The organism is Exiguobacterium sp. SH1S21, assembly GCF_004337175.1.
Taxonomy (GTDB): domain Bacteria; phylum Bacillota; class Bacilli; order Exiguobacteriales; family Exiguobacteriaceae; genus Exiguobacterium; species Exiguobacterium aurantiacum_A.
Genome location: NZ_SJUY01000001.1, coordinates 1 through 25131, shown reverse-complemented (window position 1 = coordinate 25131; position 25131 = coordinate 1). Strand labels below are relative to the sequence as shown.

Here is a 25131-nt window from a genome sequence, read left to right as displayed (position 1 = left end):
TTTGTAATCATATGTAACCGTTCTCAAAAAACGCTTTCAAACAAAGGAGGCCTATCTTATGAAGGCAGATTATCGTCAAATCGCCGCGGATATCCTAGAAGCCATCGGGGGCAAGGATAACGTTGATAAAGCGGCGCACTGTGTCACGCGACTCCGTCTCTCACTGAAAGACCAGTCGCTCGTCAATGAGGCAAAAGTAAAAGAAGCCGATCTCGTCAAAGGGGCGTTCGAGAACTCGGGAGTGTACCAAGTCGTCATCGGTGCCGGTGACGTCGAGCGCGTCTACGCCGAGTTCATCAAACTTGCCGGGCTCGAGGCGGCAACGGTCGCTGAAGTCAAATCGTCAGGCGGCAAGAAGATGAACCCGCTCCAAAAACTCGTCAAAGTGTTCTCGGACGTTTTCATGCCGATCATCCCGGCCATCATCGTCGCCGGTCTCTTGATGGGGATCAACAACTTGCTCGCCTCAGAAGGATTGTTCGTCGACGATGCGACGCTCATCGAGGCGTATCCGAACTTGCAAGGCTTATGGGACCTCATCAACATGATGGCGAACACGGCGTTCGTCTTCTTGCCAGCCCTAGTCGGTTGGTCGGCGACGAAGCGTTTTGGCGGCAGCGAAGTGCTCGGTATCGTCATGGGTCTACTACTCGTCCACCCGGACTTGTTGAACGCATGGGGTTACGGGCAAGCGGCGCTTGAAGGCGATATCCCGACGTTCGACATCCTCGGGCTGTTCGAAATCGAGAAAGTTGGCTATCAAGGTCAAATCTTGCCGATTTTGGCCGCGGCCTTCATTTTGAGCCACATTGAAATGTTCTTGAAAAAACATGTTCCAAACGCGATTCAGCTACTCGTCGTGCCGATTACGACAATCGTCGTCACAGGTTTCCTCGCCCTTGCGATCGTCGGACCGGTCACACGCGGAATTGGTAACGTCATCGCGACGAGCCTCGTCAACGTGTTCGAAGCGGTACCGATTGTCGGTGCACTATTGTTCGGTTTGTTCTATGCACCGCTTGTCGTCACGGGGATGCACCACTTGTTCATCGCGATCGACTTGCAACTCATCGCGGAGACGGGCGGCACGTTCATCTGGCCGATGCTCGCTCTGTCGAACATCGCCCAAGGCTCGGCGGCGTTCGCGATGTTCTTCGTCTACAAGCATAACGCCAAACAAAAGAGTATGGCGTCGACGTCAGCGATCTCGGCTTACTTCGGGATCACTGAGCCGGCCATGTTCGGGGTGAACTTGCCGAACAAGTTCCCGTTCTACTCGGCGATGATCGGGTCGGCGATTGCCGCCGTCTTCATCACGCTGAACGACGTCCAGGCCATTGGGATCGGCGTCGGGGGACTCCCTGGCTTCCTGTCGATCTTCACGGACAAGATCTTGTTCTTCATCGTCGGGATGATAATTGCGATCGTCGTCCCGTTCGTGCTCACATTCGCCTTGTCGAAACGCTACATGAAAAAAGGCGAACTCAAAGAAAACAAAGTTGCATAATATGGGAAAGACAAGGGGAGGGACGGAGGTTCTTCCCCTTTTCCTATCAAAATGAAAACTCTTACAAAAGGAGCTGTCGTTCATGACACAAACAAACTGGCGCAAATCAGTCGTCTATCAAATCTATCCAAAAAGCTTTTACAGCCCGGAAGGCAACGCTACCGGCTCGATTAAAGGAGTGACGTCGAAACTCGATTATCTGGCCGATCTCGGCATCGAATATATTTGGATGACACCGGTGTACAAGTCGCCGCAAAACGATAACGGGTACGACGTGAGCGACTATTACGCGATCGATCCTTCGTACGGGACGATGGAAGACCTTGACGAACTCGTCCGCGAGGCCGAGGCGCGCGGGATCGGACTGATGATGGACATCGTCGTCAACCACTCGTCGACCGAGCATGAATGGTTCCAAAAATCGCTCGCCGGTGACGAACGGTACCGGGACTATTACATTTGGCGCGACGAACCGACGAACTGGGAGTCGAAGTTCGGGGGCAACGCCTGGAAGTATGACGACAAGAGCGGCCAGTACTTCCTCCACTTGTTCGACGAGACGCAAGCCGACTTGAACTGGGAGAACGAACAGATGCGCGAGGATGTCTACGAGATGATGCGCTTCTGGCGCGAGAAAGGCATCAAAGGGTTCCGCCTCGACGTCATCAACTTGATCTCGAAGCAACAGGACTTCCCGGAGGACGAGTCGGACGGCCGCAAGTTTTATACGGACGGGCCGCGCATCCATGAGTTCTTGAAAGTGATGAACCGCGAAGTGTTCGACGGCCATGACGTCATCACGGTCGGCGAGATGTCGTCGACGACGCTCGACCATTGCGTCCGCTACTCGAGCCCGGACGAGCGTGAGCTCAGTATGACGTTCAGTTTCCACCACTTGAAAGTCGATTACCCGAACGGCGAGAAGTTCGTCGCCGCACCGTTCGATTTCGTGCAGCTGAAAGACATCATGTCGACGTGGCAGGAAGGGATGCACGGCAAGGGCTGGAACGCCATCTTCTGGTGCAACCACGACCAGCCGCGCGTCGTCAGCCGCTTCGGCAACGATACCGACCACCGCGTCGAGAGCGCCAAGATGCTCGCGACCGTGCTCCACGGCCTCCAAGGAACGCCCTACATCTATCAAGGCGAAGAGATTGGCATGACGAACCCAGGGTTTGACTCGCTCGACGAGTACCGCGACATCGAGACGCTCAACATCTACAAGCTGAAGCGCGACGAGGGAGTGTCGCACGAGGACATGATGGCCGCCATCAAACAGAAGTCACGCGATAACTCACGGACGCCGATGCAGTGGGACGCGACGCCGCACGCCGGCTTCACGAGCGGGACGCCATGGATCAACGTGGCGCCGAACTATACGGAGGTCAACGTCGAGACGGCGCTCGACGACCCGAATTCGGTGTTCTACCACTACAAGAACTTAATCTCGCTCCGCAAAGAGCTCGACGTGTTGACGGATGGGGACTATACGCTGTTGACGAAACAGGACTTAGACGTCTGGGCGTACACGCGGAAGACGGACGATGAAGAAGTGCTCGTCGTCGCCAACTTCTATGGGCCGGAGACAACGTATGAGATTCCTGAATCGTTCACATGTGCCAATGTCGTTAGCCATAACTACGACGTGCCACAACTTGATGGGACGACGCTGTCGCTTCGGGCGTACGAGGCAATCATGTTCTACAAGAAGTGAATAAAAGGGGTGATCGGTCCGACTTGAATTGGGCCGGTCGCCTTTTTTCATTAGTAAGTGGAGCGGGGGATGAGCACGACTCGATTGATTATAAACTCTAAACGAATAGTAGCTCTAGGCGATTATTCACGTCCGTGATTAAGGAAGAGTCTACAAAAAGAACGTAGGATTCGATGATGGAATCGATACACTATACGAAAGAGCCACCTGCTGACTTTGGAGAATTGTTAAACATTTATGAAGAACTAGGGTGGAATTCACTTGGGTTATCCGCTGAAGAGTTGGAGCACAGCCTTCCGTCGATTAAAAGGTGTACGTGAAAGAGTTGCCTGTCGTCCACGAAATGTTGCCGTTAGAAGATACATTGAAACAAATGTGCGAAGCGCGAACAAATAGTGCCATCTTCTTTGACGAATATGGCGGCACGTCCAGCCTCGTCCACCCTGACGTCCAAGAGGCACAACAAAAGGTTCATCTGCTGTATGCGGATGAACCTTTTCTAATTATTGAGACGTTGTTCTAAGTACTTTACAAAATCAGGTGAATCGATGTCATCATAGAAGATATCTTCAGTATAACGATCCACCCCATCGATTGTGATTTGGAGTTTGATTGAGTGGAAGCGAATGTTACGGTCGTCAGCCTCATATTTGAGGTCACGTAATAAATCCGCTGCTTCTTCATAAGTGTACGATTTACTCCTCACATGAGCAAAGAGACTCCCGTATCGTGCTCCATAAAAGGCGAGCCCTGTTACTTGGTCTACCTCTAGGTCGTCAAGGTCTATCTTGTTTACTTCGTCTTTGTCTTCATCCCATTGTAAATACGGTAATTCGGCCATAAGTGAGATACGATCTGAAAAGACTAACCGGAGAGCATCTTGAACAGCTCGGTCGTAAGCTTCTTGGATACGCGTGTATGTATTGAACTTTGAGACGACATCTTCTTCATAGCTATCATCAACAATCTTGCCACTCCGTGTCACCTTTACCGTGAAATCGGTGTCGACGCTTGTGTCCGAAGTCATTCTGACGTGATATTTCGGATCATATAGTGATAAGTACATCACGTCTGTCACATGAAGCGTTCGGTCCGTGTAAGTCTGGTGGACATAGTCTTCGGCTGCTTGGATGGCACGCTGTTCGGCTTTTTCGCTTCCGTCAAGCACATACCAGAACCACCATCCTAACAAAAAGATGCCGAGCATACCTAATCCGGTCAAGACGTTGTGGATGAGTCGTTTATGCATCAATTACTTCATATCCTTCCATTCGTTATCATTTCGTTGCAAGCGCTCGGCCAACCCATCATCGTCGATATCTTCCGCGTTGACGCGTCCGGAATAGAACGAGTCGCGCCCGTCTTGAATCGTGACGAGGAGCGTCCGGAACGGCACATCGGCCTCGTCGAGAACGCGTTTGATTTCACGCATCCGTTCACTTGCGTGCCGGGCTGTCGCGTCTTCGCCTTCAATCGAGATGAAGAGGGAACCGTGATTTTCTCCGATTTGTTTGATGTCATACGGGTGATCGAGGATGAGCGTTGCCGGGTCAAGCGCCTCCTCATCCGAGCCCTCACCTTCATAGACGGTCAACACTTCTTCATACAAATCGTGGTCGAACGGGAGCGAGAGGAGCGCTTTTTCCACGAGCGGGCGATATTCCGCATTCAGCCGATTGAACGTCACCATCCCTGAAAGGACATCATCGTATTCGTCTGACAGGATGGTGCCATCTGGGGAGACGGTCACATAAAACTGAGTGTCCTCGCTCGAAGGTGAAGCGATTGTAACGACATATGTATCGTCGCCCCAAATCATCAAACCGGCGTGGACGGCTGATAAATCCATCTCTGGATATGTCGAAGTGACGTATTGTTCCGCCGCCTCTATGGCCCGCCGTTCGTCCCGCGGGTCACCGAACAGTGTGTGTGACAGGAGCATGCCGACGCCATAAAGGATGAGCCCGGCTCCAAGCAACGTCCCAAAGAAACGACGCATGTTCACCACTTCCTCGCTAAATATAGTTGACTACTTCCATTACTTTACTCGATTCCATCCGGGAAGGCATCATCCTTTAGAATGAAACGGGTCGACTTGCCTGAAATAGCGGGTGTGGCACGGAAGCAAGCGACCTGATAACGTCAGACAAAAAGGACTGATCGTATGGGACAACTCGTCTTGCAACAAGGCGGGAAGCGGGCCATTCGCTTCGGCGTCTGTCAGCGCTGTCTGAGCACCGATATCCGCGCGTTCACCTGTCATCACGGCGCATGTCAGTATTGCCGCAATTGCTTGCACCTCGGGCGGGTATGCCGCTGTGACTTTTTAGCAGAGATCGACGTCACGACGCCGGTCGAACCGACTGAACTCGTCATGCCGTTCGAGTTGGCAGAGGCGCAACAACGTGTCAGCGAGCAACTGCTCACGTGGTGGGAGAAACGACAGACCGGTCTCGTCCACGCTGTCTGCGGCGCCGGCAAGACCGAGATGGCGTTCCCGGTCATCGCTCGCATTGTCAATGAAGAGAAGCGTGTGTTGATTGTCTCGCCACGGCGTGACGTCGCCATCGAGTGGGCCGACCGTCTCGAGGCAAGCTTCACCGTCCCGGTCACAAGGCGCTACGGGGGCGGGGACAAGGAATCGATCGGGATGATCACCGTCGCGACGGCCCCGCTTCTTGTGAATGTGCGCGACGTGTTCGATTATGTCCTCGTTGACGAGTCGGACGCGTTCCCGTTCGCCTTCGACTTATCGCTCTGGTGGACGCTTTGGCGCGCGGGGAAAGGTGTCTTCTTGTTCGTGACGGCGACACCGACGCTCTGGCAGCGACAGTTCCCTACCACCCACTTGTCGCGCCGCTACCACGGCCACGATTTGCCGATGCCGCGGCTCGTCAAACAGACCGAGTCAGCCATTCTCAATTTTTGCCGGAGCCATGAGGCACCGCGCCTATTGTTCGTCCCGACGAAACCGGACCTTGTCCGTTATGGAAAGCTACTTGAGGCGGCCGGGCTCGACTACCGGGCCGTCTCGGCCGACACCGATGCGCGGACGGATACGCTCGTCTGGCTAGAAGAAACGAACGGCATCGTGCTCGCGACGTCGATTTGGGAGCGCGGCATGACCGTCCGCGGCGTCCAGGTCGCCATTCTCGATAGTGACCATCGTCTGTTCTCGACGCGCGCCCTCATCCAGATGGCGGGCCGGGCCGGACGTAAGCCTGACGCGCCGACCGGGGACGTCGTCTTGTTCTATACCGAGCGGACGTTCCGGCAAGACCAGACCATCCGCGCGATCGAGGAGGCGAACCGGCGATGAACTGCCTCGTCTGCCGCCAACCGATGACGGTGCCGTGGAGTCCGTCGACACTTTTAAAACGTGACTGGGTCTGTCCGGACTGTGAAGCGATGTTGACCCCGCTCGAGCCGGGCTGTCCCCGCTGCGGTCATCCGAGCCTAGACGGGAAGACGTGCCCGGACTGCGTCCGCTGGCTCGCGCTCGGTCTCGATTTGACGGTCCGTTGCCTCTACGCCTACGACGAGGCCGGTGCGACGTGGCTCCATCGCTTCAAGTTCGGCGGGGATGTCGCGCTCGTCGATCATGTTCGGGACACGTTACGAAACGCTCGTGAACCGGGCGTGATTTACGTGCCCATCCCGCTCGGGGAGGAGCGGCTTTTGACGCGTCGCTTCAACCAGGCGGACGTGCTCGCCCGATCAATCGGACCGACGCAGCAACTCCTTCAAAAAGAAGAGGTTTCAAGTCAGCGTGAATTTGGGAAAGGAGAAAGGCGGCACCGTCCAAACCCGTTTGCTGTACAAGCTGCGACTACATATGGGAAAATCGTGCTCGTCGACGACGTCTATACGACCGGTACGACGCTCCACCAAGCAGCGTACACACTGAAGAAAGCCGGCTATGCAGAAGTTTCTGCGGTTTGCCTGTTCCGGGCGCTAAACAAATCAAAAATGCGTCCGATATAAAGGGCAGAGGTGAATGACATTGGAAGCAGCAACTTGTCAGATGTGTGGGCGTTTGTTTATGAAACAAAGCCGCTCACCGTACTGTCCGTCATGTAGTGAAGTCGATTTCCAAAACTTCTTGAAAGTTCGGGACTTCATTCGGGAACCAGCCAACAAACAGACAACGATCGGGGCCTTAGTCGAAGCGACAGGTGTCTCCGAACTTGATATCACGCGATATATCCATGAAGGACGCTTGATCATCAAGGACAACCCAGCAATGAGCATCGCTTGTGTGCGCTGCGGCAAGGCGACGAACGCAGGAAAAGTTTGTTCGACTTGTCAGGCAGAGATGCAGCAAGAACTACAAGGTTTACAAGCAAGTGTAAACAAGACGAGCGCTCGCGCTTATCGTTTGGACTAACAACTTAGAAGAGGGGGGACACGCATGCGCATCGATTCTGCAAAGTGGGTACATTTACCGAACACTTACGAGAAGAAAACGCTAGCCGAGACGAAGCCCGAGCTAACACGCCAAACGGACCGAATATCGATATCGGCTGAAGCCCGCGCCCGGTTTGAAGAACCGGTGAAAAATCCGGACCGTCTTGAGAAGATCAGCGCCTTGAAGGCGGAGATCAACGCAGGGACGTATACACGGGACGCGCGCGACATCGCCAAACGCTTTCTACAAGGATGAATGGAAGCGAGGTCCGCTTGAGGCCTTCGCACTTATAACACGGCACGGAAGCTGACTAGACAAGGGAACCCCTTTTTAGTCGGCTCTTTTTTTGGAAAAAGGAGACTATTATGCTCACATTACATACACGTTTACTCGAACTCGCTTACGCAAAAGAACAACTGCTCATCAAAGGTGATATGCCCGCTTTCAGCGCGCTCGTCAAAGAAGAAGCGACGATTGTCCGACAAATCGGACAAAAAGAGACGGAACGACTTCAAGGTTTGCTCGTTTTGGACGATGAAGAGAAGGAAGCGCTACGACCGGTGCTGTTCGAACTGAAGCGACAGAATGAACTGAACGCGACGTTGCTCGAACAGTCGCTCCGGTATATCAATTGGCATTTGGACATGCTCATGCCAGAAGCAGACGATTTCACATACGGGCAACAGGCGTTCGAGACACGCTCGTTCAGCCGTGACGTATAAGGAGGAACATTCATGGGCTCAACATTTATGGGATTAGAGACGGCGCGACGCAGTTTGACGACGCACCAGTGGGCGCTGCAGGCGACGGGCAACAACATCGCCAACGCCTCGAACCCGGGCTACTCGCGTCAACGACTGACGCTCGGGATGACCGAACAACTCAGTGTCAACTTCGGCGGCACGAAAGCCGGCCAATTTGGGACAGGTGTACGCGGCGAGACGCTCGCCCGCATCCGTGACTTGATGGTCGACCAACAGTACCGTGACGAGACGGTCAAAAACTCGTTTTATGCGACGAAAGAAGCGGCGTTCGGCCGGATGGAGGACATCATCAATGAACCTTCTGAGAACGGGCTCGCCAAATCGCTCGACTTGTTCTGGGGCGCACTACAAGACTTGTCGGTCAACCCGGACGATACCGGCGCCCGCAGCGTCGTGCGTCAACGGGCGATGACGCTCGCTGAGACGTTCAACTATATGTCGTCCTCGCTCACGAAAGTCCAAGACGACTTGAAGTCAGAAGCGGACGTCGTCATCAAGAAAGTGAACGATTTGTTGACGAAGATTAGCGACGTCAACCGTCAAATCGGGGACGCGGAACCGCTCGGCGCGCTCCCGAACGAACTGTATGACGCACGTGACCGCTACATGGATGAGCTCGCACAATATGTCGAGTTCGAGCGCAAACCCGTCGACTACTTGAACGGCGAGACGCGCGGTAACTCGCAGAGTATGGCCGAGGGGCGGATCGACATTGTCGTCAACCTCGGAACGAAAGCCGCACCGAACAACGTGACGCTCGTTGACGCGATCGGAGGAGGGGTCGGGAAATTTGACGGCCTCGAATTGACGGATGCGGCAGGCGCAGTCACGCCGCTCACCCACGCCGAGATTCCGAACGGGAAGTTGAAAGCGCTCGTCGAAATGTATGGCGAGGGTGCGAGCGAAGGAATTGACGGGGCCTTCACCGTCATGCTGAAAGATTTGGATGAGATGGCCAATCAATTCGCGACTGCCTTCAATACAGCGCATAGTGGCAATATCGATGCGACAGGTGTCGCCGGCACGGATCAATTCTTTGTGAACGTGACGAGTGCGGCGGATATAACCGTCGGCGATGACATTATGAAGAACCTCGATTTGATCGCTGCTTCAAAAGACGGCAACATCGGCGACGGCAGCGGGGCGTTGGCGCTTGCCAATTTGAAGAACCAAGCGTTGGCGTTTACGGGTGGCTCGGTCACGACTAATTCGTCAATCGGCAAGTATTATCAGAACGTCATCGGCAACATGGCGGTCGAGGCCAGTCAGAGCGGAAGTCTCGCCAAGAGCACGTTCGCGCTCATGGCGAGCTCGGACCAGCGCAGGATGTCTGTTAGCGCAGTCTCACTCGATGAGGAGATGACGATGATGATCCAGTACCAGCACGCCTATAACGCGGCGGCACGGAACATCACGGCGGTCGACGAGATGCTCGACAAAATCATTAACGGCATGGGTGTCGTAGGGAGGTAATGAGTAATGCGTGTCACACAAACGATGCTCACACAGACGAACTTGAAACATTTATCGAGCAGCTATAACACGCTCGCCCGCGTCCAAGAACAACTGATCAGCGGGAAACGGATTCAAAAAGCGTCCGAGGACCCGGTCGTCGCAATGCAAGGTATCCGTTACCGGACCGAAGTGCGCGAAGTCGACCAGTTCCGTCGTAACGTCAGCGAAGCGACGAGCTGGATGGACTTGACCGACTCGACGTTGAACGAAGTGACGGAAGCCGTCAAACGGATCCGTGAACTGACGACGCAAGCGGCGAACGACACGTACGAGTCGTCGCAACGCGAGATCATCAAGAGTGAGATCGACCAACTCGTCGAACATATCGGTTCGCTCGCGAACTCGAAAGCCGGCGAGAAGTATATTTATAACGGGACGAAGACGGATCAGCCGCTTATCGATATGGACAAGTTAAAGGGCTATTTAAAGAACGATCCCTTAAATCCGGTCACGATTGCTGAAATTTATACAGCAAACGAAATACCGGGTGATCCTGACCCGAGCGGAAAAATCGAGTTCGAAGTCTCGAAAGGGATCAAGATGCAAGTCAACATGCAACCGGAGACAGTCTTTGGACAAGAGCTGTTTGAGGGACTTCAAAAATTAAGTGGCTTGCTTGGCACAGCGACGACAACTGGTGCCGAATTATCAGCCGAACTGGCGACGCTCGACACGCTCGGTCAAAGTTTGATCACGGAGCGGGCCGAACTCGGGGCTCGCGCCAACCGCCTCGAACTCGTCGATAATCGTCTGCAAGACCACGAGATCATCGCCAAGACGATCATGTCGAACAATGAAGATATCGATATCGAGAAAGTCATCATGGAGCTCAAGTCACATGAGACGGTACACCGGGCCGCACTGTCGGCCGGGGCACGCATCATCCAGCCGACGCTCCTCGACTTCCTCCGGTAAGCGCGGATGAACCTGGCGAGACTTGAGATGCGGCAGACACAGGCCGCGATCCAGATGACGTCGAACCGCCCCGTGCTCGAGATGAGACAAGGGCGGGCCGACTTGTCGATGACGCAAGGCAAGGTCGAGATGACGCAACAGACGAGACAAGGCACGCTCGAAGTCGACTCATCGGTCGCGCGCAGTGAGAGCAATTTGAAAGGCGCGCTCGAACTCGGCCGCTATTTCGGCCAGCTCGGTGAACAAGGCGTGCGCGAGGCGACGAGCCAGGCGGCACAAGAAGGCGATCAACTGATGCGGATCGAGAACGGTAACCCGATCCCGAGCATCGCCGCGAGCAAAGTGAACGACCCGTACCCGATCGTCGACATGGGCTATATGCCGAAGTCGATCGACCGCGTCAAGTTGACGTATACGCCGGCGGATGTCAAAATCGAATGGAACCTGACGCCGGCACAAATAGATGTATCGCTTACCCCGGCCGAGATTTCGTTCACACCATGGACGACGGACATCTCGCTTCGCCAAGAGGCGTCGCTCGAAATGTGGCCGATCGGTGGCATGTATGATGAGACGCGTTGAAAGTGAGGACAAACCATGTTCATTGAGACAGATTATTTTGGCAAGATTGAAGTGAATGATGAAGAGACGATTTCGTTCGTCAGCGAGGTGCCCGGTTTTCCGGACTCGAAGACGTTCGTCCTCATCCCGTACGGGGACGACCTCCCGTTCTGGTCGTTGCAGTCGATCGAAGATTCGGCTTGTGCGTTCGTCGTGACGAACCCGTTTTGGCATAAGGCGGATTATGCGTTCGAACTGACGGACGGTGCCAAGGAGCAGCTCGCGATCGGTGAGGCCGAGCACGTTTCGGTATACGCCATCGTCACGCTTCGCGAACCGTTCGACGCGTCGACGCTCAACTTGAAGGCGCCGATCGTCATCGAGACGAAAGAGCGCCGTGGCAAGCAAGTCATCTTAGACGATGCCTACTCGGCCCGCTACCCGCTCGGCGGCCAGAAAGCGGAGGTGCGCTGATGCTCGTATTGAAACGAAAACAAGGTGAGGCGATCCATATCGGCGACGATGTGACGCTCACCGTGCTCGCCATCGAAGGCGACCAAGTGAAGCTCGGCATCGACGCCCCGCGTCACATCGACATCCATCGCCACGAGGTGTATGTCCAGATGCAAACCGAGAACGAGTCGGCCCGCGATAGTGCCAATTTGATGAAACAAATGCTTAAAAACAAGTCGGAAGCATGAGCTTTCGACTTTTTAGCTGGCTGATTTTTTAGATAGGCTGACACGTGTCGCACGGGTACGATAGGATAGACAGGAAGAATTGGGAAAGGATTGGGTCGATTGGGTCAGGTTGTAAACATTTTTTTCATCAATATCAGCATCATCTATTTGCTCATTTCGTTGACGTTCTATGTGATGCGTGACGTTTTGCCGATTCAAGTGTCATCACCGCTCGCCATCCGCATCGGGTTCGGGCTGTCGAACGGACTGATCGCTGTGTTGCTGACGATCAACTCAATCGTCGTCGACGGGGCCAAAATCGACCTGCGGATCATCCCGTTCGCACTCGCGGCGGCATTCGCCGGTCCGGTCGGGGTGACCGTCGCCATCCTCACGTCTGTCGCGGTCAGGTTGATGACAGATGGATTCAGTATGATCATCATGAACGGCTTCGTCATGATCGGCATTTTTTTGATGATTGCCGTCGGGCTCGGTCGCCAATCGGTGCGTCGAGGTCATTCATTCGCGGTGTACATCGCAATCGGCATGGCGCTCGTCCTCGTCCGCGTCGTCGGCAACGTCTCGCTCGATACGTTTATTGACGTGTTCATCCCGTATTTCCTGATGACATCGCTCGGGGCTTGGATGTGCTACTGGGGGGCCAAGAAGTTGGAGACCCATCTTTGGATGTTCCGTCTGCATACCCATCGGGCGACGGTCGATGAGTTGACGGGACTCCCGAACCGCTACATGACGCTCGAACGATTGAGCGAGGTGGAACTGTCGGGTCGGCCGTGGGCACTCTTCGTCATCGATGTCGACCATTTCAAGCAGTTGAACGATACATATGGCCATCGTGCCGGCGATGAGGCGTTGCGTCAAATCGGTGAGACGTTACGCCTGAACTGCCCGGATGGGGGATTTGTCGGCCGGTACGGCGGCGAAGAATTTTTGATGGTCGTCGAAGGTGTAGGGGAGGCCGTTGTGGCGCTTGCCGACGCGGTCGTCGATGTCGTCCGTGAGACACCCTTCACGTTTGAAGGGGAAACGATCCCGATGACGATCTCGATCGGGGCTTCGGTCGCTGACGCCGAACCGAGCATGCTTGTGTTCGAGCGGGCCGATGCGGCGCTCTATGCGGCGAAGATGAGCGGACGCGATCAGGCACGTTTAGGATAACGCGAAAGGTCGGCCCCGGGGCCGACCTTTTTAGTGGATATTTTTCTTTTTGAACTGTCCGCCCCGGACGTCGTGGATGTTACCGATGGCGAGGAACGCCTTCTCGTCATAGTCGTCGAGGATGTCTTTCAATTTCGTCTCCTCTAGTCGGCTGATGACGGTGAAGACGACTTTTTTGCCGTCACCCGTGTACGCCCCTTCGCCGTGAAGGTATGTCACACCGCGGCCGAGTCGGTCCATGATGGCTTGACCGACGTCGTCCGGCGACGTCGTGATGATCCAGGCCGCTTTCGATTGGTCGATCCCTTCTAACACGATATCGATCGTCTTGAAGGCGACGAAATAGGTGATAAGCGAGTACATGGCCCGGTCCCAGCTGAAGACAAAGCCGGCCGTGCCGAGGATGAAGATGTTGAAGAACATGACAATCTCGCCGACCGAGAACGGGAGCCGGTCCGTGAACGACACGGCCAAAATCTCGGTCCCGTCGAGCGATCCGCCGGCCCGGATGACGAGCCCGATCCCAGCACCGAGCAAGAAGCCGCCGAACACGGTCGAGAGGAGCAGATCGTCCGTGAACGGTTCGATCGAGTGTAACAGGATCGTGAAGCCAGACATGAGTAAGATCGCGACGAGCGTGACGACGGCGAACGTCTTCCCGATCTGGCGGTAGCCGAAGTAAATGAACGGCAAATTGAACAGGACGAGCCAGATGGCGATTTTTGTTTCCGTCAGATAAGAGACGATGATCGAGACGCCGACGATGCCGCCGTCGATGATCTGGTTCGGGACGAGGAACGCCTCGAGTCCGATGGCGAAAATGAAGGAGCCGATCAAGAGGAGCAGCGCTTTCGCGAAGAGCTCGGTCGGTTTGATTGGATTATGTTCCCGCTTTAAGCGGAGCACTTCCTCCGGGGTCGGGGAAGGCATCGGTGGACGCTGCATCGCGTATCGCCCCTTTCGTTTTTTACCTAGTATAGCATTTTGACTTTAGATGCGAACGATACGATTCAATGAATTTAGTTATGTATTATAACTAAATATATGCTAGACTGATGAAATGTGACATGAAAGGAAGGGTTCTATGAAACGTACAAAATGGAGTGTTAATCTCATCATGAACGTCCTTGGAGGGTTGATTGCCGCCTATGGACTCGAATCAGTCCTCATCCCGAACAACGTCTCTGACGGGGGCATCACCGGCATCAGTGTTGTCGGCTCTCAGCTGTTTGGCTTACCGCTCGGGATCTTCATCGGCATCTTGAACGTCCCGTTCATCTATCTCGGATATAAACAAATCGGTAAGAGCTTCGCCATTTTGTCGGTCACCGGCATCGCGTCGCTGTCGATTGGGACGGTCGTCATGCACCGGGTGCCAACAATCATTGATGGCGATACGCTTCTCATCACCGTCGTCGGCGGAATCATCCTCGGTTTCGGCATGGGACTCTCGCTCCGGAACGGGGGCGCACTCGATGGCATCGACATGCTAGCCGTTCTATTGTCGCGAAAGCTGCCGTTCAGTACGAGCGACTTGATCCTCTTCTTGAACGTATTCGTCTTCATCGTCATCTCGACGGTATTTGGGCTACAAGGAGCCGTCCTGTCAGCCATCGCTTATTTTATCGCCTCGAAAGTGATTCATATCGTCGAGGAGGGCCTGAGCGGAGCGAAGACGTTCAACATCATCACGAGCGCACCCAACGAGATGGTCGAGACGATTCGCGACCGGCTCGGACGGAGCGTGACGGTCAAATCGATTCAAGGTTCGTATTCGAAAGCGGCCTACCATGAGATTACGTGCGTCATCAACCGGCTCGAGGAGCGGAAGTTGAAAGACATCATCGATCACGTCGACCCGGAGGCGTTCGTCGTCGTCTATGAAGTGACGGAAGTGAAAGGTGGAAGTTTCCAAAAACGAGATATCCATTGAGTGAAATCGAGTAGCCGACGCTGCTCGATTTTTTAGTATAGGCGGGAAATCGGACATCGGTCATGGAACAAGTGAGGATTCGGAAAGGAGAGACTTTATGTGTCCTTTTCATCAAGGCGACCCACCTCGTCAAGCGCGATATGGGCAAACTGGCGACAGTCGAGGCGACGCAGGCGTTCGAGGTACTGTTCGTGCTCATCGGTGAGTTGATGTTCCTCCACGCCGGACTCCCGTCTGGGCTATCGCTCGTAGGGATCTCACTCGTCATGATTGGTGTCATGCTTCATAGTAAGAGTCAATTCAAGCGAGAGGAGAAGCTGGTCGCGATGGCGAATCGATACGGGAAGGAGGGATAACCATGTCTTATGGATTGATAGGGAAATTGACCGCCGTGCCAGGCGAGCGTGAGACACTGCTCGCAATCTTGCTCGGGGCGTCCGAAGCGATGCAACAGGAAGTGTCGTGCGAAACGTATGAAGTGAGCGTCTCACTCGATGACGACGCGATCGTCGTCTATGAGGTGTGGGCGAGTCAGGCCGCCCATCAGCAGTCGCTCTCGCTCGAGACGACGAAGACGCTGATTGAACGAGCGCGACCTATCCTCGCCAACATCGAGCGCTTGGCCGTGTTCGAGCCGCGGGGTAAGCATTAAAAAAACCACGTCCGCGGACGTGGATGTTTTATCAAGATTTCGTCAAACTGCCTTTGACCTGCTCATAAAACTCGTCCATCATGCCGGTACGGCTGCCGAGCTGACAGATGAGTTCGAGCGTCTCTTTATAGAACTTTTTGACGAGTCCTTTGTTTTTGACTTCCATCGACGCGAGCGTCTTGTCGAGGTTTTGGAGGATCTCCTCGATTTGGTTGTCCGAATCCGGTTTGACGACCGTCATGTTATCCGGGATCTTGACGACTTTTTCCTGTTCCTGGTGACGGAACGAAGCGCCGAAGCCAAGGTTCTCGATGAACAAGTGCGGCATCGCCTTCTGACCGAAGAATTGTTGGTGCCACTCGCTCGCTTTCATCGTGTCCATGTCTTGCTTGAACGTTGACGCCGTCGAGACGTATTTTTTAAACAGATCCGTCATGAATTTTTCGATGACCGGGATTTGCAGGGCGAAGACGTTTTTCAAGAGCGCGTCGAGCTGTGCGCGCGACAATTGGGATTCGTTTGACATGTCAGTTCCTCTTTTCTGTAATACGATATCTTTATCGTATGGGATTGGCGGACGGGCGTCAACGCATCCTAAAAAGTTTTTTCAGAATATTTAATGATTTGGTGATGTTTTGTGCGATAATCGTCTCATGGAAAGACTAAAGAGGAGTGAGTTCAACATGAATAAAACAGTAAAATGGGCCGTCGCGCTTGGCGTGACCGGTGCCCTCGTCGCAACGGTCGGTGTCGTCTCGTCGCGCGGACGGACCGATGATACGTCACAGACGATCCGTGACCGCGACCTCGGCTACGAGATCATTCTCCCGTCGAAGATCGCCGAGGCGATCGAGCGCGGTGACGTCTATATCGAGAAAGCACAAGACGTCGTCGATGTCGGCGATAAAAATAGCTACGGCACGTTCGACCTCTACTACAATGTCGAGGAGGGGGACGACCAACTGTTGTTCCACCTTGACTTGATCGACCGTGAGCTCTCGGAAGAGGCGTTCGCGACCGAAATCGGTTACGGCAACTATCTCGGCGCGAGCGACAAGACGTTCTTCTGGGTCGAACCGACCGAGGCCGTCCCAGGCGCTGAGGCGCATACAGATGAGATTGCTGAGCTGCTCAAGACGCTCCCAGAGCTCGAGTTCCGCACGTTATGAGTCAGCCCGCTTCGGCGGGCTTTTTCGATTATGCTACAATACAGTTGAGGTGATTCGTATGAATTGGATAGTAGAAGAAGCAAGACAGGCAGAACACGTAACAGCGCTCGAAGGAGCGGTCAACGCGCATGACGCGATTGACGTGAAAATCGGTCACGTCGCGGTCGGACAGAACGACTACGCCGTCTATGACGGTGAGACGCTCGTCGGTTATTTGATGTTGTTCCCGTATCTCCCGAACGAGTATGAGGTCAATGCGCTCGTCCATCCGGACTACCGCAAGCAAGGCGTCTTCACGGCGCTCTTGACGTCAGCGAAACGCGACGCGAAAGAGAACGGTTGCGAGGCGTTCACGTTCGTCATCGACCGCAAGTCGAAGTCGGGCAAGGCGGTCGTCGACCACATTCAAGCGGCGTACCAGTTCTCGGAGTACAATTTGGTGTTGAAGAAGGCCGAGCTGTTCTTGAAACCGAACGAGGTATCGCTCCGTGAGGCGACCGACGCCGACCGTCCCGTCATCATCGAGACGCTCAGTGAGGCGTTCGGTGACCCGGTCGACGTGACCGAGAACATCTACAGCCAAATCGACACGCCGGACCGGGTGACGTACATCGGTGAAGTTGAAGGCCGTCCCGTCGGTGTCATCCGCGCGCTATTGTCAGGAGACGATGCCGCGAGCATCCACGCGTTCGGTGTGCGGGCGAGTGATCAGGGTCAGGGCTACGGCACGAAGATGTTGAAGCAGATGGTCCAACAACTGTTCCGCATGGGCCGCACCAAGCTCGAGCTCGACGTTGAGACCGAAAACAAGGCCGCGCTCGAGATTTACAAGCGGGCCGGATTCGCGGAGAACGGCGGCTATGAGTTTTACTTACTAGAACTGTGAGGTGGAGACGATGGTTCGTAATTTGAAATGGTTAGGTGCCGCGTTTGAGGCATTGCTCGGCATCCCGGTGCTCGGTGGGCTGTTCATCATCAGTATGGGGTATTCACCGCTCGGATTCATGCTCGTATTTCACATCGTCGTGTTGATTCTGTCTGTATCGCGGCTGAACAAAGTCTCGTTCGGACCGATCGTCGGGATCACGGCGTCAGTGCTCGGCTTCATCCCGTTCGTTGGCATGATGTTGCACTGGGTGGCGGCGATCGCTCTTGCGATCGATGCGCTCACGACGACCCGTGAACAGGCACGTATGAAAAAAGACAATGAACCGTTTTGACGAAGACGCTCTCGAATTCGAGGGCGTTTTTTCATTGACCAAAAATTCAAGTGAAAACGCTATACAAAAGCTTCCAAGTGGACGATATAGTAAGTGATGAATTGCACAGAGGAGGAACTCATAGTGAAAGTATTTAAAAACTTTACGACTCAACTGCTCGCCTGGATCTTGGTCACATCCTTCATTACAGGTGGAGCGGTCGGGTATATCACGCTCTTGCTGTTGACGGAGCTCGAGATGGCGAAAGGTCAGGTCATGCTCGTCGGGACGGCCGTGGCCTTGCTCATTTCAGTACTAGGTGGGGGCGTCATTTACTTGATCGCCCGTCGCCCGCTTAAAGCAATCGAGTCAGCGTCAGACAAGGCGGTCGAGGTCGGCAACGGCGACTTGACGGTCGTGTTCGCAAGTGAGACGACGAGCGACCGTTCGGAGATGGGACGTCTGCTTCTGTCGATGGACAACATGGTCGAACACTTGCGGGAACAAGGGACGAACATGCGCTATACGGCGGACCAATTGACGGGCTCGGCGCAAGAGATTGCGGCAGCGGTCCAAGAAGGCAACACGGCCGGCGAAAGCATCCGCTCGGCGATGAACGCCTTGAACAAGATGCTTGAAGACAATGTCAACGCGACATACAGCTCGATGGACCTGCTCGGTGCCGTCGCTCGGACGATGGAGAACATCCGTAAAGAGATGGGCTCGGCGCTCGAGTCGGCGAGCGAGATGCAACAAGAAGCCGAGAGCGGGAAAGGTTTGGCTTCGACGTCAGTCGACGCGATGCATGCGATCGCTGGAAAAGTCGAACAGTCATCAACACTCAATAGTCAATTGACGGAGAAGACAGGTGAGATCTCACGCATCACAGACGTCATCAGCGACATCTCGGCGCAGACGAACTTGCTTGCCTTGAACGCGTCGATCGAAGCAGCACGGGCCGGTGAGCACGGACGCGGTTTCGCGGTCGTCGCGGCAGAAGTCAAAAAGCTCGCCGAACAGACGGCGAACTCGACGCAAGAGATCACAGATTTGATCGTCGACGTCAAACGGTTAGTTGGTGACACGTCGTCATCGATGGCGAACGTGAAAGCAGAAGTCGAGACGGGCGTCGGGCTCGTCGAGAAAGCGGGCGGTGCGTTCGCGACGATCCACAGTTCGGCGAACGAAGTGTACAGCCACGTCCATTCGGTCGATGCGCTCTTAGACGAGTCACGTGGACAGATCGATTCGGTCGTCACGAACTCGGCCGGTATCGTTGGTATGGTCGAAGAAGCGTCACGTTACGCGACGGAAGTCACGTCGGCGGCGAGCCAGCAGGCGGCAAGCCTTGGTGAAGTGAACGGCGCGATGACGGAGCTCGTCCGTGTCGCGGAGAGTTTACAGAACGAGACGGAACAAGTGAAAGTGGAAGCGTAAGGAGGAGCGACCCTGTGATGGGTCGTTTTTCTATGCGTTTTGCAGAGAAGTAGTCAGAGTGTGTAATTTTTTTTGATAATTACTAAAGAGATACCTGTAGATTCCGATATAGAGTATGGAAACGATAAAACGTTCCAACATTTGCAAGGCAAGGGCCGGCCTAAGCCTTGTATGCTCGGACAAATGGATTTGGAAGAGCGGAAAAACTCAAACCTATGGAGGGAAATTACAATGATTATTAACCACAACCTTAACTCGATGAACGCACATCGCAACATGTCATTTAACACAGCACAAACTGGTAAAGCGATGGAGAAATTATCTTCAGGTCTTCGCATCAACCGTGCGGGTGATGACGCAGCTGGTCTCGCCATCTCTGAGAAAATGCGCGGTCAAATCCGTGGTCTGGATATGTCTTCAAAAAACGCACAAGACGGCATTTCATTAATCCAAACTGCTGAAGGTGCCTTGAACGAGACGCACTCAATTCTTCAACGTATGCGTGAACTTTCAGTTCAATCGGCTAGTGATACAAACACCAACACTGATCGTACTGAGATGCAAAAAGAAGTTGGACAATTAATTCAAGAAATCGATCGCATCGCAACAGATACAGAATTTAACACTAAAAAATTATTGGACGGAACTTTCAATGGAAATTTCCATATTGGTGCGAACCAGGACCAAAACTTGAACTTAACTGTGGCTAACATGGGTTCTGTAGGTCTCGCAGTTGGTGCTGTTACTATTGCAACTCAAGCAGGAGCAAACACTGCTATTGGTACAATCAATACAGCGATTGAAACGGTCTCAGGAGAACGTTCGAAACTGGGTGCCACACAAAACCGCCTCGAGCACACAATCAACAACTTGAGCACGTCGGCCGAGAACCTCCAGGCTGCCGAGTCACGTATTCGTGACGTCGACATGGCGAAAGAGATGATGAACTTCACGAAGAACAACATCTTGAACCAAGCGGCACAGGCGATGATGGCCCAATCGAACCAACAGCCGCAAGCGGTGCTTCAACTTCTTCGTTAAGCAGTAATTTAATACACTAAGATGGTCAAAAGGACTTGGCCAAATCACACCTATGGAGGGAAAATACTATGATTATCAACCACAACCTTAACTCGATGAACGCACACCGCAACATGTCGTTCAACACGGCGCAGACGGGCAAAGCGATGGAGAAATTGTCTTCAGGACTTCGCATCAACCGTGCCGGCGACGACGCGGCCGGCCTCGCCATCTCTGAGAAGATGCGCGGCCAAATCCGTGGTCTCGACATGGGAGCGAAGAACGCGCAGGACGGCATCTCGTTGATCCAGACGGCGGAGGGCGCCTTGAACGAGACGCACTCGATCCTTCAGCGCATGCGCGAGCTTGCGGTTCAAGGTTCGAACGATACGAATACTTTGACTGATCGTAAAGAACTTCAAAAAGAGTTCAACCAACTTATTGAAGAAGTCGATCGCATTTCAACGGACACAGAGTTCAACACAAAGAAACTTTTAAATGGTGCAGCGGACGTAACTTCAGGAGTTGCAGGGGCAGCTGACTTGAACTTTCATATTGGAGCAAATGCAGGGCAAACATTGGTTCTAAGCATTTCTCAAATGGACAGCTCTACTTTAGGAACTACTGGCATCGGTGACAAATTAACTGATTTAGCAGTTGTTGATGTTGATGATGTAGCTACTACAACTGGTGGATTACTCGATGGTTCAAATGCTGCGATCACAGTTGTAAATGATGCTATTGAAATGGTATCAGCTGAACGTTCGAAATTAGGGGCGAACCAAAACCGCCTCGAGCACACAATCAACAACTTGAGCACGTCGGCCGAGAACCTCCAGGCTGCCGAGTCACGTATTCGTGACGTCGACATGGCGAAAGAGATGATGAACTTCACGAAGAACAACATCTTGAACCAAGCGGCACAGGCGATGATGGCCCAATCGAACCAACAGCCGCAAGCGGTGCTTCAACTTCTTCGTTAAGCAGTAATTTAATACACTAAGATGGTCAAAAGGACTTGGCCAAATCACACCTATGGAGGGAAAATACTATGATTATCAACCACAACCTTAACTCGATGAACGCACACCGCAACATGTCGTTCAACACGGCGCAGACGGGCAAAGCGATGGAGAAATTGTCTTCAGGACTTCGCATCAACCGTGCCGGCGACGACGCGGCCGGCCTCGCCATCTCTGAGAAGATGCGCGGCCAAATCCGTGGTCTCGACATGGCCTCTAAAAATGCACAAGATGGCATTTCAATGATTCAAACGGCAGAGGGTGCCTTGAACGAGACGCACTCGATCCTTCAGCGCATGCGCGAGCTTGCGGTTCAATCGTCGAATGATACGAACACGACAACAGATCGTGGCGAAATTCAAAAAGAAGTCACACAACTCGCAAAAGAAATTACACGTATTTCTGCAAATACTGAATTTAACACTCAGAAATTGCTTGATGGATCAGATGCAGACGGTAAAGTGTTCCACATTGGAGCAAATGCTAGCCAAAGCCTGACACTAACAATTGGTGCAATGGATGCCACCACTTTAGCCGTAGCTACTGGTGCTACTGAAGCCACTACTGTTGGAATTGACGTTTCTACACAAGCATTAGCAAACACTGCTATTGGTACAATCAATACAGCGATTGAAACGGTCTCAGGAGAACGTTCGAAACTGGGTGCCACACAAAACCGCCTCGAGCACACAATCAACAACTTGAGCACGTCGGCCGAGAACCTCCAGGCTGCCGAGTCACGTATTCGTGACGTCGACATGGCGAAAGAGATGATGAACTTCACGAAGAACAACATCTTGAACCAAGCGGCACAGGCGATGATGGCCCAATCGAACCAACAGCCGCAAGCGGTGCTTCAACTTCTTCGTTAAGCAGTAATTTAATACACTAAGATGGTCAAAAGGACTTGGCCAAATCACACCTATGGAGGGAAAATACTATGATTATCAACCACAACCTTAACTCGATGAACGCACACCGCAACATGTCGTTCAACACGGCGCAGACGGGCAAAGCGATGGAGAAATTGTCTTCAGGACTTCGCATCAACCGTGCCGGCGACGACGCGGCCGGCCTCGCCATCTCTGAGAAGATGCGCGGCCAAATCCGTGGTCTCGACATGGGAGCGAAGAACGCGCAGGACGGCATCTCGTTGATCCAGACGGCGGAGGGCGCCTTGAACGAGACGCACTCGATCCTTCAGCGCATGCGCGAGCTTGCGGTTCAATCGTCGAATGACACGAACACGAATACAGATCGTGGCGAAATTCAAAAAGAAGTAGACGAGTTAGCAAAAGAAATCACGCGTATTGCTAACAACACAGAATTTAACACGAAGAAATTACTTGATGGTTCAGCAAGCACGGGTTCTGGTGTAACTAACGCTGCAGATTTAACGTTCCATATCGGTGCTAACACTGGGCAGTCACTTACACTTAAAATTGGAGCTATGGATGCTGAGTCTCTAGGTGTAGCTGGAGCTAGTGGTGTAGTTGCTACTGCTGCAGCTGCGGCCATAACGACTGATGGAATTGATGTTTCATCTCAGACAGCAGCAAATGGAGCGATTACAGTTATTAATGGCGCAATCGAAAAAGTATCATCAGAGCGTTCGTTGCTTGGAGCGAACCAAAACCGTCTTGAGCACACAATCAACAACTTGAGCACGTCGGCCGAAAACCTTCAGGCTGCTGAGTCACGTATCCGTGATGTTGATATGGCGAAAGAGATGATGAACTTCACGAAGAACAACATCTTGAACCAAGCTGCACAAGCGATGATGGCCCAATCGAACCAGCAGCCGCAAGCGGTTCTTCAACTTCTCCGTTAAGATTTAGTCTATTCCTTAACCAACAATGATTAGAATCTGGTTATGAAGATGTCCGCCCCTCGTTATTTGAACTGAACCCCGAATGAAGGACACTTGAAATAAGTGACCCATTTGAACTGCCCCATAAAAGTTGGACATAAAAATCCAACTTTGGGCTAACCTAAATTTTTGAGACAATATAAAAACACCTTCGCAGTAGTACACTTTAAAAAAGTGCTAGCATCGGAGGTGTTTTTGCGTCGGCAAAAACGTATATTCAAGTGAAGTGAAATGGGCAGTGGTGAAAGACAAACTAAGCGGTGAGTTGACGACTAGAGAAATCATGGAGAAACACGGAATCAAAAATGAATCCCAGATCCATACATGGATGAGATGGTATCGGTCCAATGAAATCTATCGATTTGACCAGCCGATCGGGAAGCAATACACCTATGGACTCGGTCCTGATTCCGCTAGTGAGGATGACAAGAGAGAGCGTCAACTATCCCACCTGAAGACGGAGAACGAAATCTTAAAAAAATTCATGGGGATCGAAAGAGAGTTGAGAAAGAAGTAGTCCTAAAGGCTGTAGAGCTCCTGAGGAGGAAATATACTGTCACGACCATCCTAAGTGTGCTAGAGGTGCCAAGGGCAACCTATTACCGTTGGGTCAGAGAACCGGTGAAGCACCCTTCGGTGCTAGAGCAAACAATCGTCGAAGTATGTAAGCTTACGAAGTATCGATATGGACATCGAAAGATAAAGGCCCTGTTAGAACAAAACTATGAGTTAACAGCAAACCGGAACACCGTACAGAGAATCATGAAGAAACACCATCTCCAGTGTCGGATCAAACCCAAACGAAAATGGAGGTCTCAGGGTGAGAGTATCATCATCGCACCTGACCTTCTCAAACGAGACTTCACGGCCAGTGAACCGAATAAGAAATGGGTGACGGACATCACCTATATCCAATACGGGAGCACGACGAAATATCTCTCGACAATCATCGATCTATTTAACAATGAGATTGTTGCCTATAAGTTATACGAGCATCAACAGACGCCCCTCGTCATCGATACGTTAAAGAAGGCGTTGGAGCGCCGGAACAACCCCGAAGGGGTCATCATCCATTCGGACCAAGGAAGTGTCTATACCTCATATGCCTTTCAAGATTTCGTCAAGAGGAACCATCTGACGAGCAGCATGTCTCGAAGAGGAAACTGTTGGGACAATGCGGTAATCGAATCATTTCATTCGAACTTGAAGTCTGAGGGCTTCCAGTACGTCAAATTCAACTCGTTAAGTGACCAGGAAGTGCATGAACGGGTGAACCATTACTTGACCTACTACAAAGAAGAACGTATCCAAGAAAAATTAGGCTACCTCACACCGATAAAATACGGTGGGATGGCAGCCTAATCAAGGTGTTTTTATTAGTGTCTCATTTCGCTAAGTCAGTCTACTTTTATGGGGTGTTTTTATGGTCAAATTTACGAAGGCTTTCAAAATTCATGTAGCCGAACGCTACTTGACGGGCAAAGACGGATGCACAACGTTAGGAAAAGAGTTCGGGGTGGACCGTAAGAAAGTCAGTCAATGGGCACTCCTCTATGAGCGCTGGGGCGAGACGATCTTCGATCCGT

Annotated in this window: 30 protein-coding genes; 26 read left to right on the top strand and 4 right to left on the bottom strand. The window is 52.9% G+C overall.

Annotation, left to right across the window (positions count from 1 at the left end):
- Window positions 1–58 precede the first annotated feature (58 nt).
- From treP to EVJ24_RS00140, 3 genes are all read left to right on the top strand, one after another.
- Window positions 59–1507 carry a PTS system trehalose-specific EIIBC component gene (gene treP, locus EVJ24_RS00150; protein ID WP_131438753.1) on the top strand — a complete coding sequence of 483 codons (1449 nt, stop codon included), beginning with the start codon at window positions 59–61 and terminating at the stop codon, window positions 1505–1507.
- 82 nt (window positions 1508–1589) lie between these two features.
- On the top strand, window positions 1590–3221 hold the full coding sequence (treC, locus tag EVJ24_RS00145; RefSeq protein WP_131438752.1) for an alpha,alpha-phosphotrehalase: 1632 nt from the start codon (window positions 1590–1592) through the stop codon (window positions 3219–3221).
- A gap of 316 nt (window positions 3222–3537) precedes the next feature.
- Window positions 3538–3744 carry a hypothetical protein gene (locus EVJ24_RS00140; protein ID WP_131470804.1) on the top strand — a complete coding sequence of 69 codons (207 nt, stop codon included), beginning with the start codon at window positions 3538–3540 and terminating at the stop codon, window positions 3742–3744.
- Here EVJ24_RS00140 and EVJ24_RS00135 read toward each other — a convergent pair.
- Both EVJ24_RS00135 and EVJ24_RS00130 read right to left on the bottom strand, forming a co-directional pair.
- Window positions 3721–4470 carry a hypothetical protein gene (locus EVJ24_RS00135; RefSeq protein ID WP_131438750.1) on the bottom strand — a complete coding sequence of 250 codons (750 nt, stop codon included), beginning with the start codon at window positions 4468–4470 and terminating at the stop codon, window positions 3721–3723. The genes EVJ24_RS00140 and EVJ24_RS00135 overlap by 24 nt on opposite strands.
- A 3-nt stretch (window positions 4471–4473) precedes the next feature.
- Window positions 4474–5220, bottom strand: a complete 747-nt coding sequence (locus tag EVJ24_RS00130; protein ID WP_131438749.1) for a hypothetical protein — start codon at window positions 5218–5220, stop codon at window positions 4474–4476.
- A 165-nt stretch (window positions 5221–5385) separates the two neighbouring features.
- Here EVJ24_RS00130 and EVJ24_RS00125 point away from each other — a divergent pair, with 165 nt between their 5' ends.
- The 11 genes from EVJ24_RS00125 (at window position 5386) to EVJ24_RS00075 (ending at window position 13243) form a co-directional block, all read left to right on the top strand.
- Window positions 5386–6540 carry a DEAD/DEAH box helicase family protein gene (locus tag EVJ24_RS00125; protein ID WP_131438748.1) on the top strand — a complete coding sequence of 385 codons (1155 nt, stop codon included), beginning with the start codon at window positions 5386–5388 and terminating at the stop codon, window positions 6538–6540.
- Window positions 6537–7205 (top strand): ComF family protein, encoded by a 669-nt coding sequence (locus EVJ24_RS00120; RefSeq protein ID WP_131438747.1) that lies wholly within the window; start codon window positions 6537–6539, stop codon window positions 7203–7205. Before EVJ24_RS00125 ends, EVJ24_RS00120 begins: the two co-directional genes overlap by 4 nt.
- A 58-nt stretch (window positions 7206–7263) precedes the next feature.
- Window positions 7264–7608 carry a flagellar protein gene (locus EVJ24_RS00115; protein ID WP_131438746.1) on the top strand — a complete coding sequence of 115 codons (345 nt, stop codon included), beginning with the start codon at window positions 7264–7266 and terminating at the stop codon, window positions 7606–7608.
- Window positions 7609–7632: 24 nt separating this feature from the next.
- On the top strand, window positions 7633–7884 hold the full coding sequence (locus EVJ24_RS00110; protein WP_016509310.1) for a flagellar biosynthesis anti-sigma factor FlgM: 252 nt from the start codon (window positions 7633–7635) through the stop codon (window positions 7882–7884).
- Window positions 7885–7994: 110 nt separating this feature from the next.
- A complete protein-coding gene (gene flgN, locus EVJ24_RS00105; RefSeq protein ID WP_070328643.1) occupies window positions 7995–8351 on the top strand; it encodes a flagellar export chaperone FlgN in 357 nt (118 codons plus the stop codon).
- 12 nt (window positions 8352–8363) lie between these two features.
- Entirely contained in the window at window positions 8364–9866 is a 1503-nt protein-coding gene (gene flgK, locus EVJ24_RS00100; RefSeq protein WP_201740329.1) for a flagellar hook-associated protein FlgK, read from the top strand.
- Between the two features lie 6 nt (window positions 9867–9872).
- The gene (gene flgL / locus EVJ24_RS00095) at window positions 9873–10823 is read left to right on the top strand and encodes a flagellar hook-associated protein FlgL (RefSeq protein ID WP_131438745.1); all 951 of its coding nucleotides are present in this window, start codon (window positions 9873–9875) and stop codon (window positions 10821–10823) included.
- A gap of 6 nt (window positions 10824–10829) precedes the next feature.
- Complete coding sequence (locus tag EVJ24_RS00090; RefSeq protein WP_131438744.1) at window positions 10830–11405, top strand: DUF6470 family protein; 576 nt, start codon at window positions 10830–10832, stop codon at window positions 11403–11405.
- 15 nt (window positions 11406–11420) lie between these two features.
- Complete coding sequence (gene fliW, locus EVJ24_RS00085) at window positions 11421–11858, top strand: flagellar assembly protein FliW (protein WP_131438743.1); 438 nt, start codon at window positions 11421–11423, stop codon at window positions 11856–11858.
- Complete coding sequence (gene csrA, locus EVJ24_RS00080) at window positions 11858–12085, top strand: carbon storage regulator CsrA (RefSeq protein WP_016509303.1); 228 nt, start codon at window positions 11858–11860, stop codon at window positions 12083–12085. Before fliW ends, csrA begins: the two co-directional genes overlap by 1 nt.
- 99 nt (window positions 12086–12184) lie before the next feature.
- On the top strand, window positions 12185–13243 hold the full coding sequence (locus tag EVJ24_RS00075; RefSeq protein ID WP_236637493.1) for a GGDEF domain-containing protein: 1059 nt from the start codon (window positions 12185–12187) through the stop codon (window positions 13241–13243).
- Between the two features lie 30 nt (window positions 13244–13273).
- Here EVJ24_RS00075 and EVJ24_RS00070 read toward each other — a convergent pair whose 3' ends face one another.
- Window positions 13274–14188: a YitT family protein gene (locus EVJ24_RS00070; RefSeq protein WP_233589581.1), complete on the bottom strand. Its 915-nt coding sequence runs from the start codon at window positions 14186–14188 to the stop codon at window positions 13274–13276.
- Window positions 14189–14327: 139 nt separating this feature from the next.
- Between EVJ24_RS00070 and EVJ24_RS00065 the strand changes: the two genes are divergently transcribed.
- The 3 genes from EVJ24_RS00065 to EVJ24_RS00055 all read left to right on the top strand — a co-directional run bounded on the left by EVJ24_RS00065 (window position 14328) and on the right by EVJ24_RS00055 (window position 15828).
- Window positions 14328–15176, top strand: coding sequence for a YitT family protein (locus EVJ24_RS00065; protein ID WP_131438741.1), 849 nt, complete (start codon window positions 14328–14330; stop codon window positions 15174–15176).
- A gap of 62 nt (window positions 15177–15238) precedes the next feature.
- The gene (locus tag EVJ24_RS00060; protein WP_131438740.1) at window positions 15239–15532 is read left to right on the top strand and encodes a multidrug resistance efflux transporter family protein; all 294 of its coding nucleotides are present in this window, start codon (window positions 15239–15241) and stop codon (window positions 15530–15532) included.
- Between the two features lie 2 nt (window positions 15533–15534).
- Window positions 15535–15828 (top strand): putative quinol monooxygenase, encoded by a 294-nt coding sequence (locus tag EVJ24_RS00055; protein ID WP_131438739.1) that lies wholly within the window; start codon window positions 15535–15537, stop codon window positions 15826–15828.
- Between the two features lie 31 nt (window positions 15829–15859).
- Here the strand turns inward: EVJ24_RS00055 and EVJ24_RS00050 are convergent, their stop codons facing one another.
- Window positions 15860–16354 (bottom strand): hypothetical protein, encoded by a 495-nt coding sequence (locus EVJ24_RS00050; RefSeq protein ID WP_016509305.1) that lies wholly within the window; start codon window positions 16352–16354, stop codon window positions 15860–15862.
- Between the two features lie 157 nt (window positions 16355–16511).
- Here EVJ24_RS00050 and EVJ24_RS00045 point away from each other — a divergent pair, with 157 nt between their 5' ends.
- The 9 genes from EVJ24_RS00045 to EVJ24_RS00005 all read left to right on the top strand — a co-directional run bounded on the left by EVJ24_RS00045 (window position 16512) and on the right by EVJ24_RS00005 (window position 24907).
- Entirely contained in the window at window positions 16512–16997 is a 486-nt protein-coding gene (locus EVJ24_RS00045; protein ID WP_131438738.1) for a hypothetical protein, read from the top strand.
- A gap of 58 nt (window positions 16998–17055) precedes the next feature.
- A complete protein-coding gene (locus EVJ24_RS00040; RefSeq protein WP_131438737.1) occupies window positions 17056–17883 on the top strand; it encodes a GNAT family N-acetyltransferase in 828 nt (275 codons plus the stop codon).
- Window positions 17884–17893: 10 nt separating this feature from the next.
- Window positions 17894–18217: a hypothetical protein gene (locus EVJ24_RS00035; RefSeq protein ID WP_236637491.1), complete on the top strand. Its 324-nt coding sequence runs from the start codon at window positions 17894–17896 to the stop codon at window positions 18215–18217.
- Between the two features lie 123 nt (window positions 18218–18340).
- Window positions 18341–19633 (top strand): methyl-accepting chemotaxis protein, encoded by a 1293-nt coding sequence (locus tag EVJ24_RS00030; protein WP_131438735.1) that lies wholly within the window; start codon window positions 18341–18343, stop codon window positions 19631–19633.
- Window positions 19634–19864: 231 nt separating this feature from the next.
- Window positions 19865–20674: a flagellin N-terminal helical domain-containing protein gene (locus tag EVJ24_RS00025; RefSeq protein WP_131438734.1), complete on the top strand. Its 810-nt coding sequence runs from the start codon at window positions 19865–19867 to the stop codon at window positions 20672–20674.
- 68 nt (window positions 20675–20742) lie between these two features.
- Window positions 20743–21636: a flagellin Hag gene (hag, locus tag EVJ24_RS00020; protein WP_131438733.1), complete on the top strand. Its 894-nt coding sequence runs from the start codon at window positions 20743–20745 to the stop codon at window positions 21634–21636.
- A 68-nt stretch (window positions 21637–21704) separates the two neighbouring features.
- Window positions 21705–22547, top strand: coding sequence for a flagellin Hag (gene hag / locus EVJ24_RS00015; RefSeq protein ID WP_131438732.1), 843 nt, complete (start codon window positions 21705–21707; stop codon window positions 22545–22547).
- A gap of 68 nt (window positions 22548–22615) precedes the next feature.
- Window positions 22616–23506 carry a flagellin Hag gene (gene hag / locus EVJ24_RS00010; protein ID WP_131438731.1) on the top strand — a complete coding sequence of 297 codons (891 nt, stop codon included), beginning with the start codon at window positions 22616–22618 and terminating at the stop codon, window positions 23504–23506.
- Window positions 23507–23989: 483 nt separating this feature from the next.
- A complete protein-coding gene (locus tag EVJ24_RS00005; protein WP_131438730.1) occupies window positions 23990–24907 on the top strand; it encodes an IS3 family transposase in 918 nt (305 codons plus the stop codon).
- The last annotated feature ends 224 nt before the right edge of the window (window positions 24908–25131 follow it).

Coding starts and splice junctions, on each gene's coding strand:
- treP (WP_131438753.1), top strand. CDS start 59: ATGAAGGCAGATTATCGTCAAATCGCCGCGGATATCCTAGAAGCCATC.
- treC (WP_131438752.1), top strand. CDS start 1,590: ATGACACAAACAAACTGGCGCAAATCAGTCGTCTATCAAATCTATCCA.
- EVJ24_RS00135 (WP_131438750.1), bottom strand. CDS start 4,470: ATGCATAAACGACTCATCCACAACGTCTTGACCGGATTAGGTATGCTC.
- EVJ24_RS00130 (WP_131438749.1), bottom strand. CDS start 5,220: ATGCGTCGTTTCTTTGGGACGTTGCTTGGAGCCGGGCTCATCCTTTAT.
- EVJ24_RS00125 (WP_131438748.1), top strand. CDS start 5,386: ATGGGACAACTCGTCTTGCAACAAGGCGGGAAGCGGGCCATTCGCTTC.
- EVJ24_RS00120 (WP_131438747.1), top strand. CDS start 6,537: ATGAACTGCCTCGTCTGCCGCCAACCGATGACGGTGCCGTGGAGTCCG.
- EVJ24_RS00115 (WP_131438746.1), top strand. CDS start 7,264: ATGAAACAAAGCCGCTCACCGTACTGTCCGTCATGTAGTGAAGTCGAT.
- EVJ24_RS00110 (WP_016509310.1), top strand. CDS start 7,633: ATGCGCATCGATTCTGCAAAGTGGGTACATTTACCGAACACTTACGAG.
- flgN (WP_070328643.1), top strand. CDS start 7,995: ATGCTCACATTACATACACGTTTACTCGAACTCGCTTACGCAAAAGAA.
- flgK (WP_201740329.1), top strand. CDS start 8,364: ATGGGCTCAACATTTATGGGATTAGAGACGGCGCGACGCAGTTTGACG.
- flgL (WP_131438745.1), top strand. CDS start 9,873: ATGCGTGTCACACAAACGATGCTCACACAGACGAACTTGAAACATTTA.
- EVJ24_RS00090 (WP_131438744.1), top strand. CDS start 10,830: ATGAACCTGGCGAGACTTGAGATGCGGCAGACACAGGCCGCGATCCAG.
- fliW (WP_131438743.1), top strand. CDS start 11,421: ATGTTCATTGAGACAGATTATTTTGGCAAGATTGAAGTGAATGATGAA.
- csrA (WP_016509303.1), top strand. CDS start 11,858: ATGCTCGTATTGAAACGAAAACAAGGTGAGGCGATCCATATCGGCGAC.
- EVJ24_RS00070 (WP_233589581.1), bottom strand. CDS start 14,188: ATGCAGCGTCCACCGATGCCTTCCCCGACCCCGGAGGAAGTGCTCCGC.
- EVJ24_RS00065 (WP_131438741.1), top strand. CDS start 14,328: ATGAAACGTACAAAATGGAGTGTTAATCTCATCATGAACGTCCTTGGA.
- EVJ24_RS00060 (WP_131438740.1), top strand. CDS start 15,239: ATGGAACAAGTGAGGATTCGGAAAGGAGAGACTTTATGTGTCCTTTTC.
- EVJ24_RS00055 (WP_131438739.1), top strand. CDS start 15,535: ATGTCTTATGGATTGATAGGGAAATTGACCGCCGTGCCAGGCGAGCGT.
- EVJ24_RS00050 (WP_016509305.1), bottom strand. CDS start 16,354: ATGTCAAACGAATCCCAATTGTCGCGCGCACAGCTCGACGCGCTCTTG.
- EVJ24_RS00045 (WP_131438738.1), top strand. CDS start 16,512: ATGAATAAAACAGTAAAATGGGCCGTCGCGCTTGGCGTGACCGGTGCC.
- EVJ24_RS00040 (WP_131438737.1), top strand. CDS start 17,056: ATGAATTGGATAGTAGAAGAAGCAAGACAGGCAGAACACGTAACAGCG.
- EVJ24_RS00035 (WP_236637491.1), top strand. CDS start 17,894: ATGGTTCGTAATTTGAAATGGTTAGGTGCCGCGTTTGAGGCATTGCTC.
- EVJ24_RS00025 (WP_131438734.1), top strand. CDS start 19,865: ATGATTATTAACCACAACCTTAACTCGATGAACGCACATCGCAACATG.
- hag (WP_131438733.1), top strand. CDS start 20,743: ATGATTATCAACCACAACCTTAACTCGATGAACGCACACCGCAACATG.
- hag (WP_131438732.1), top strand. CDS start 21,705: ATGATTATCAACCACAACCTTAACTCGATGAACGCACACCGCAACATG.
- hag (WP_131438731.1), top strand. CDS start 22,616: ATGATTATCAACCACAACCTTAACTCGATGAACGCACACCGCAACATG.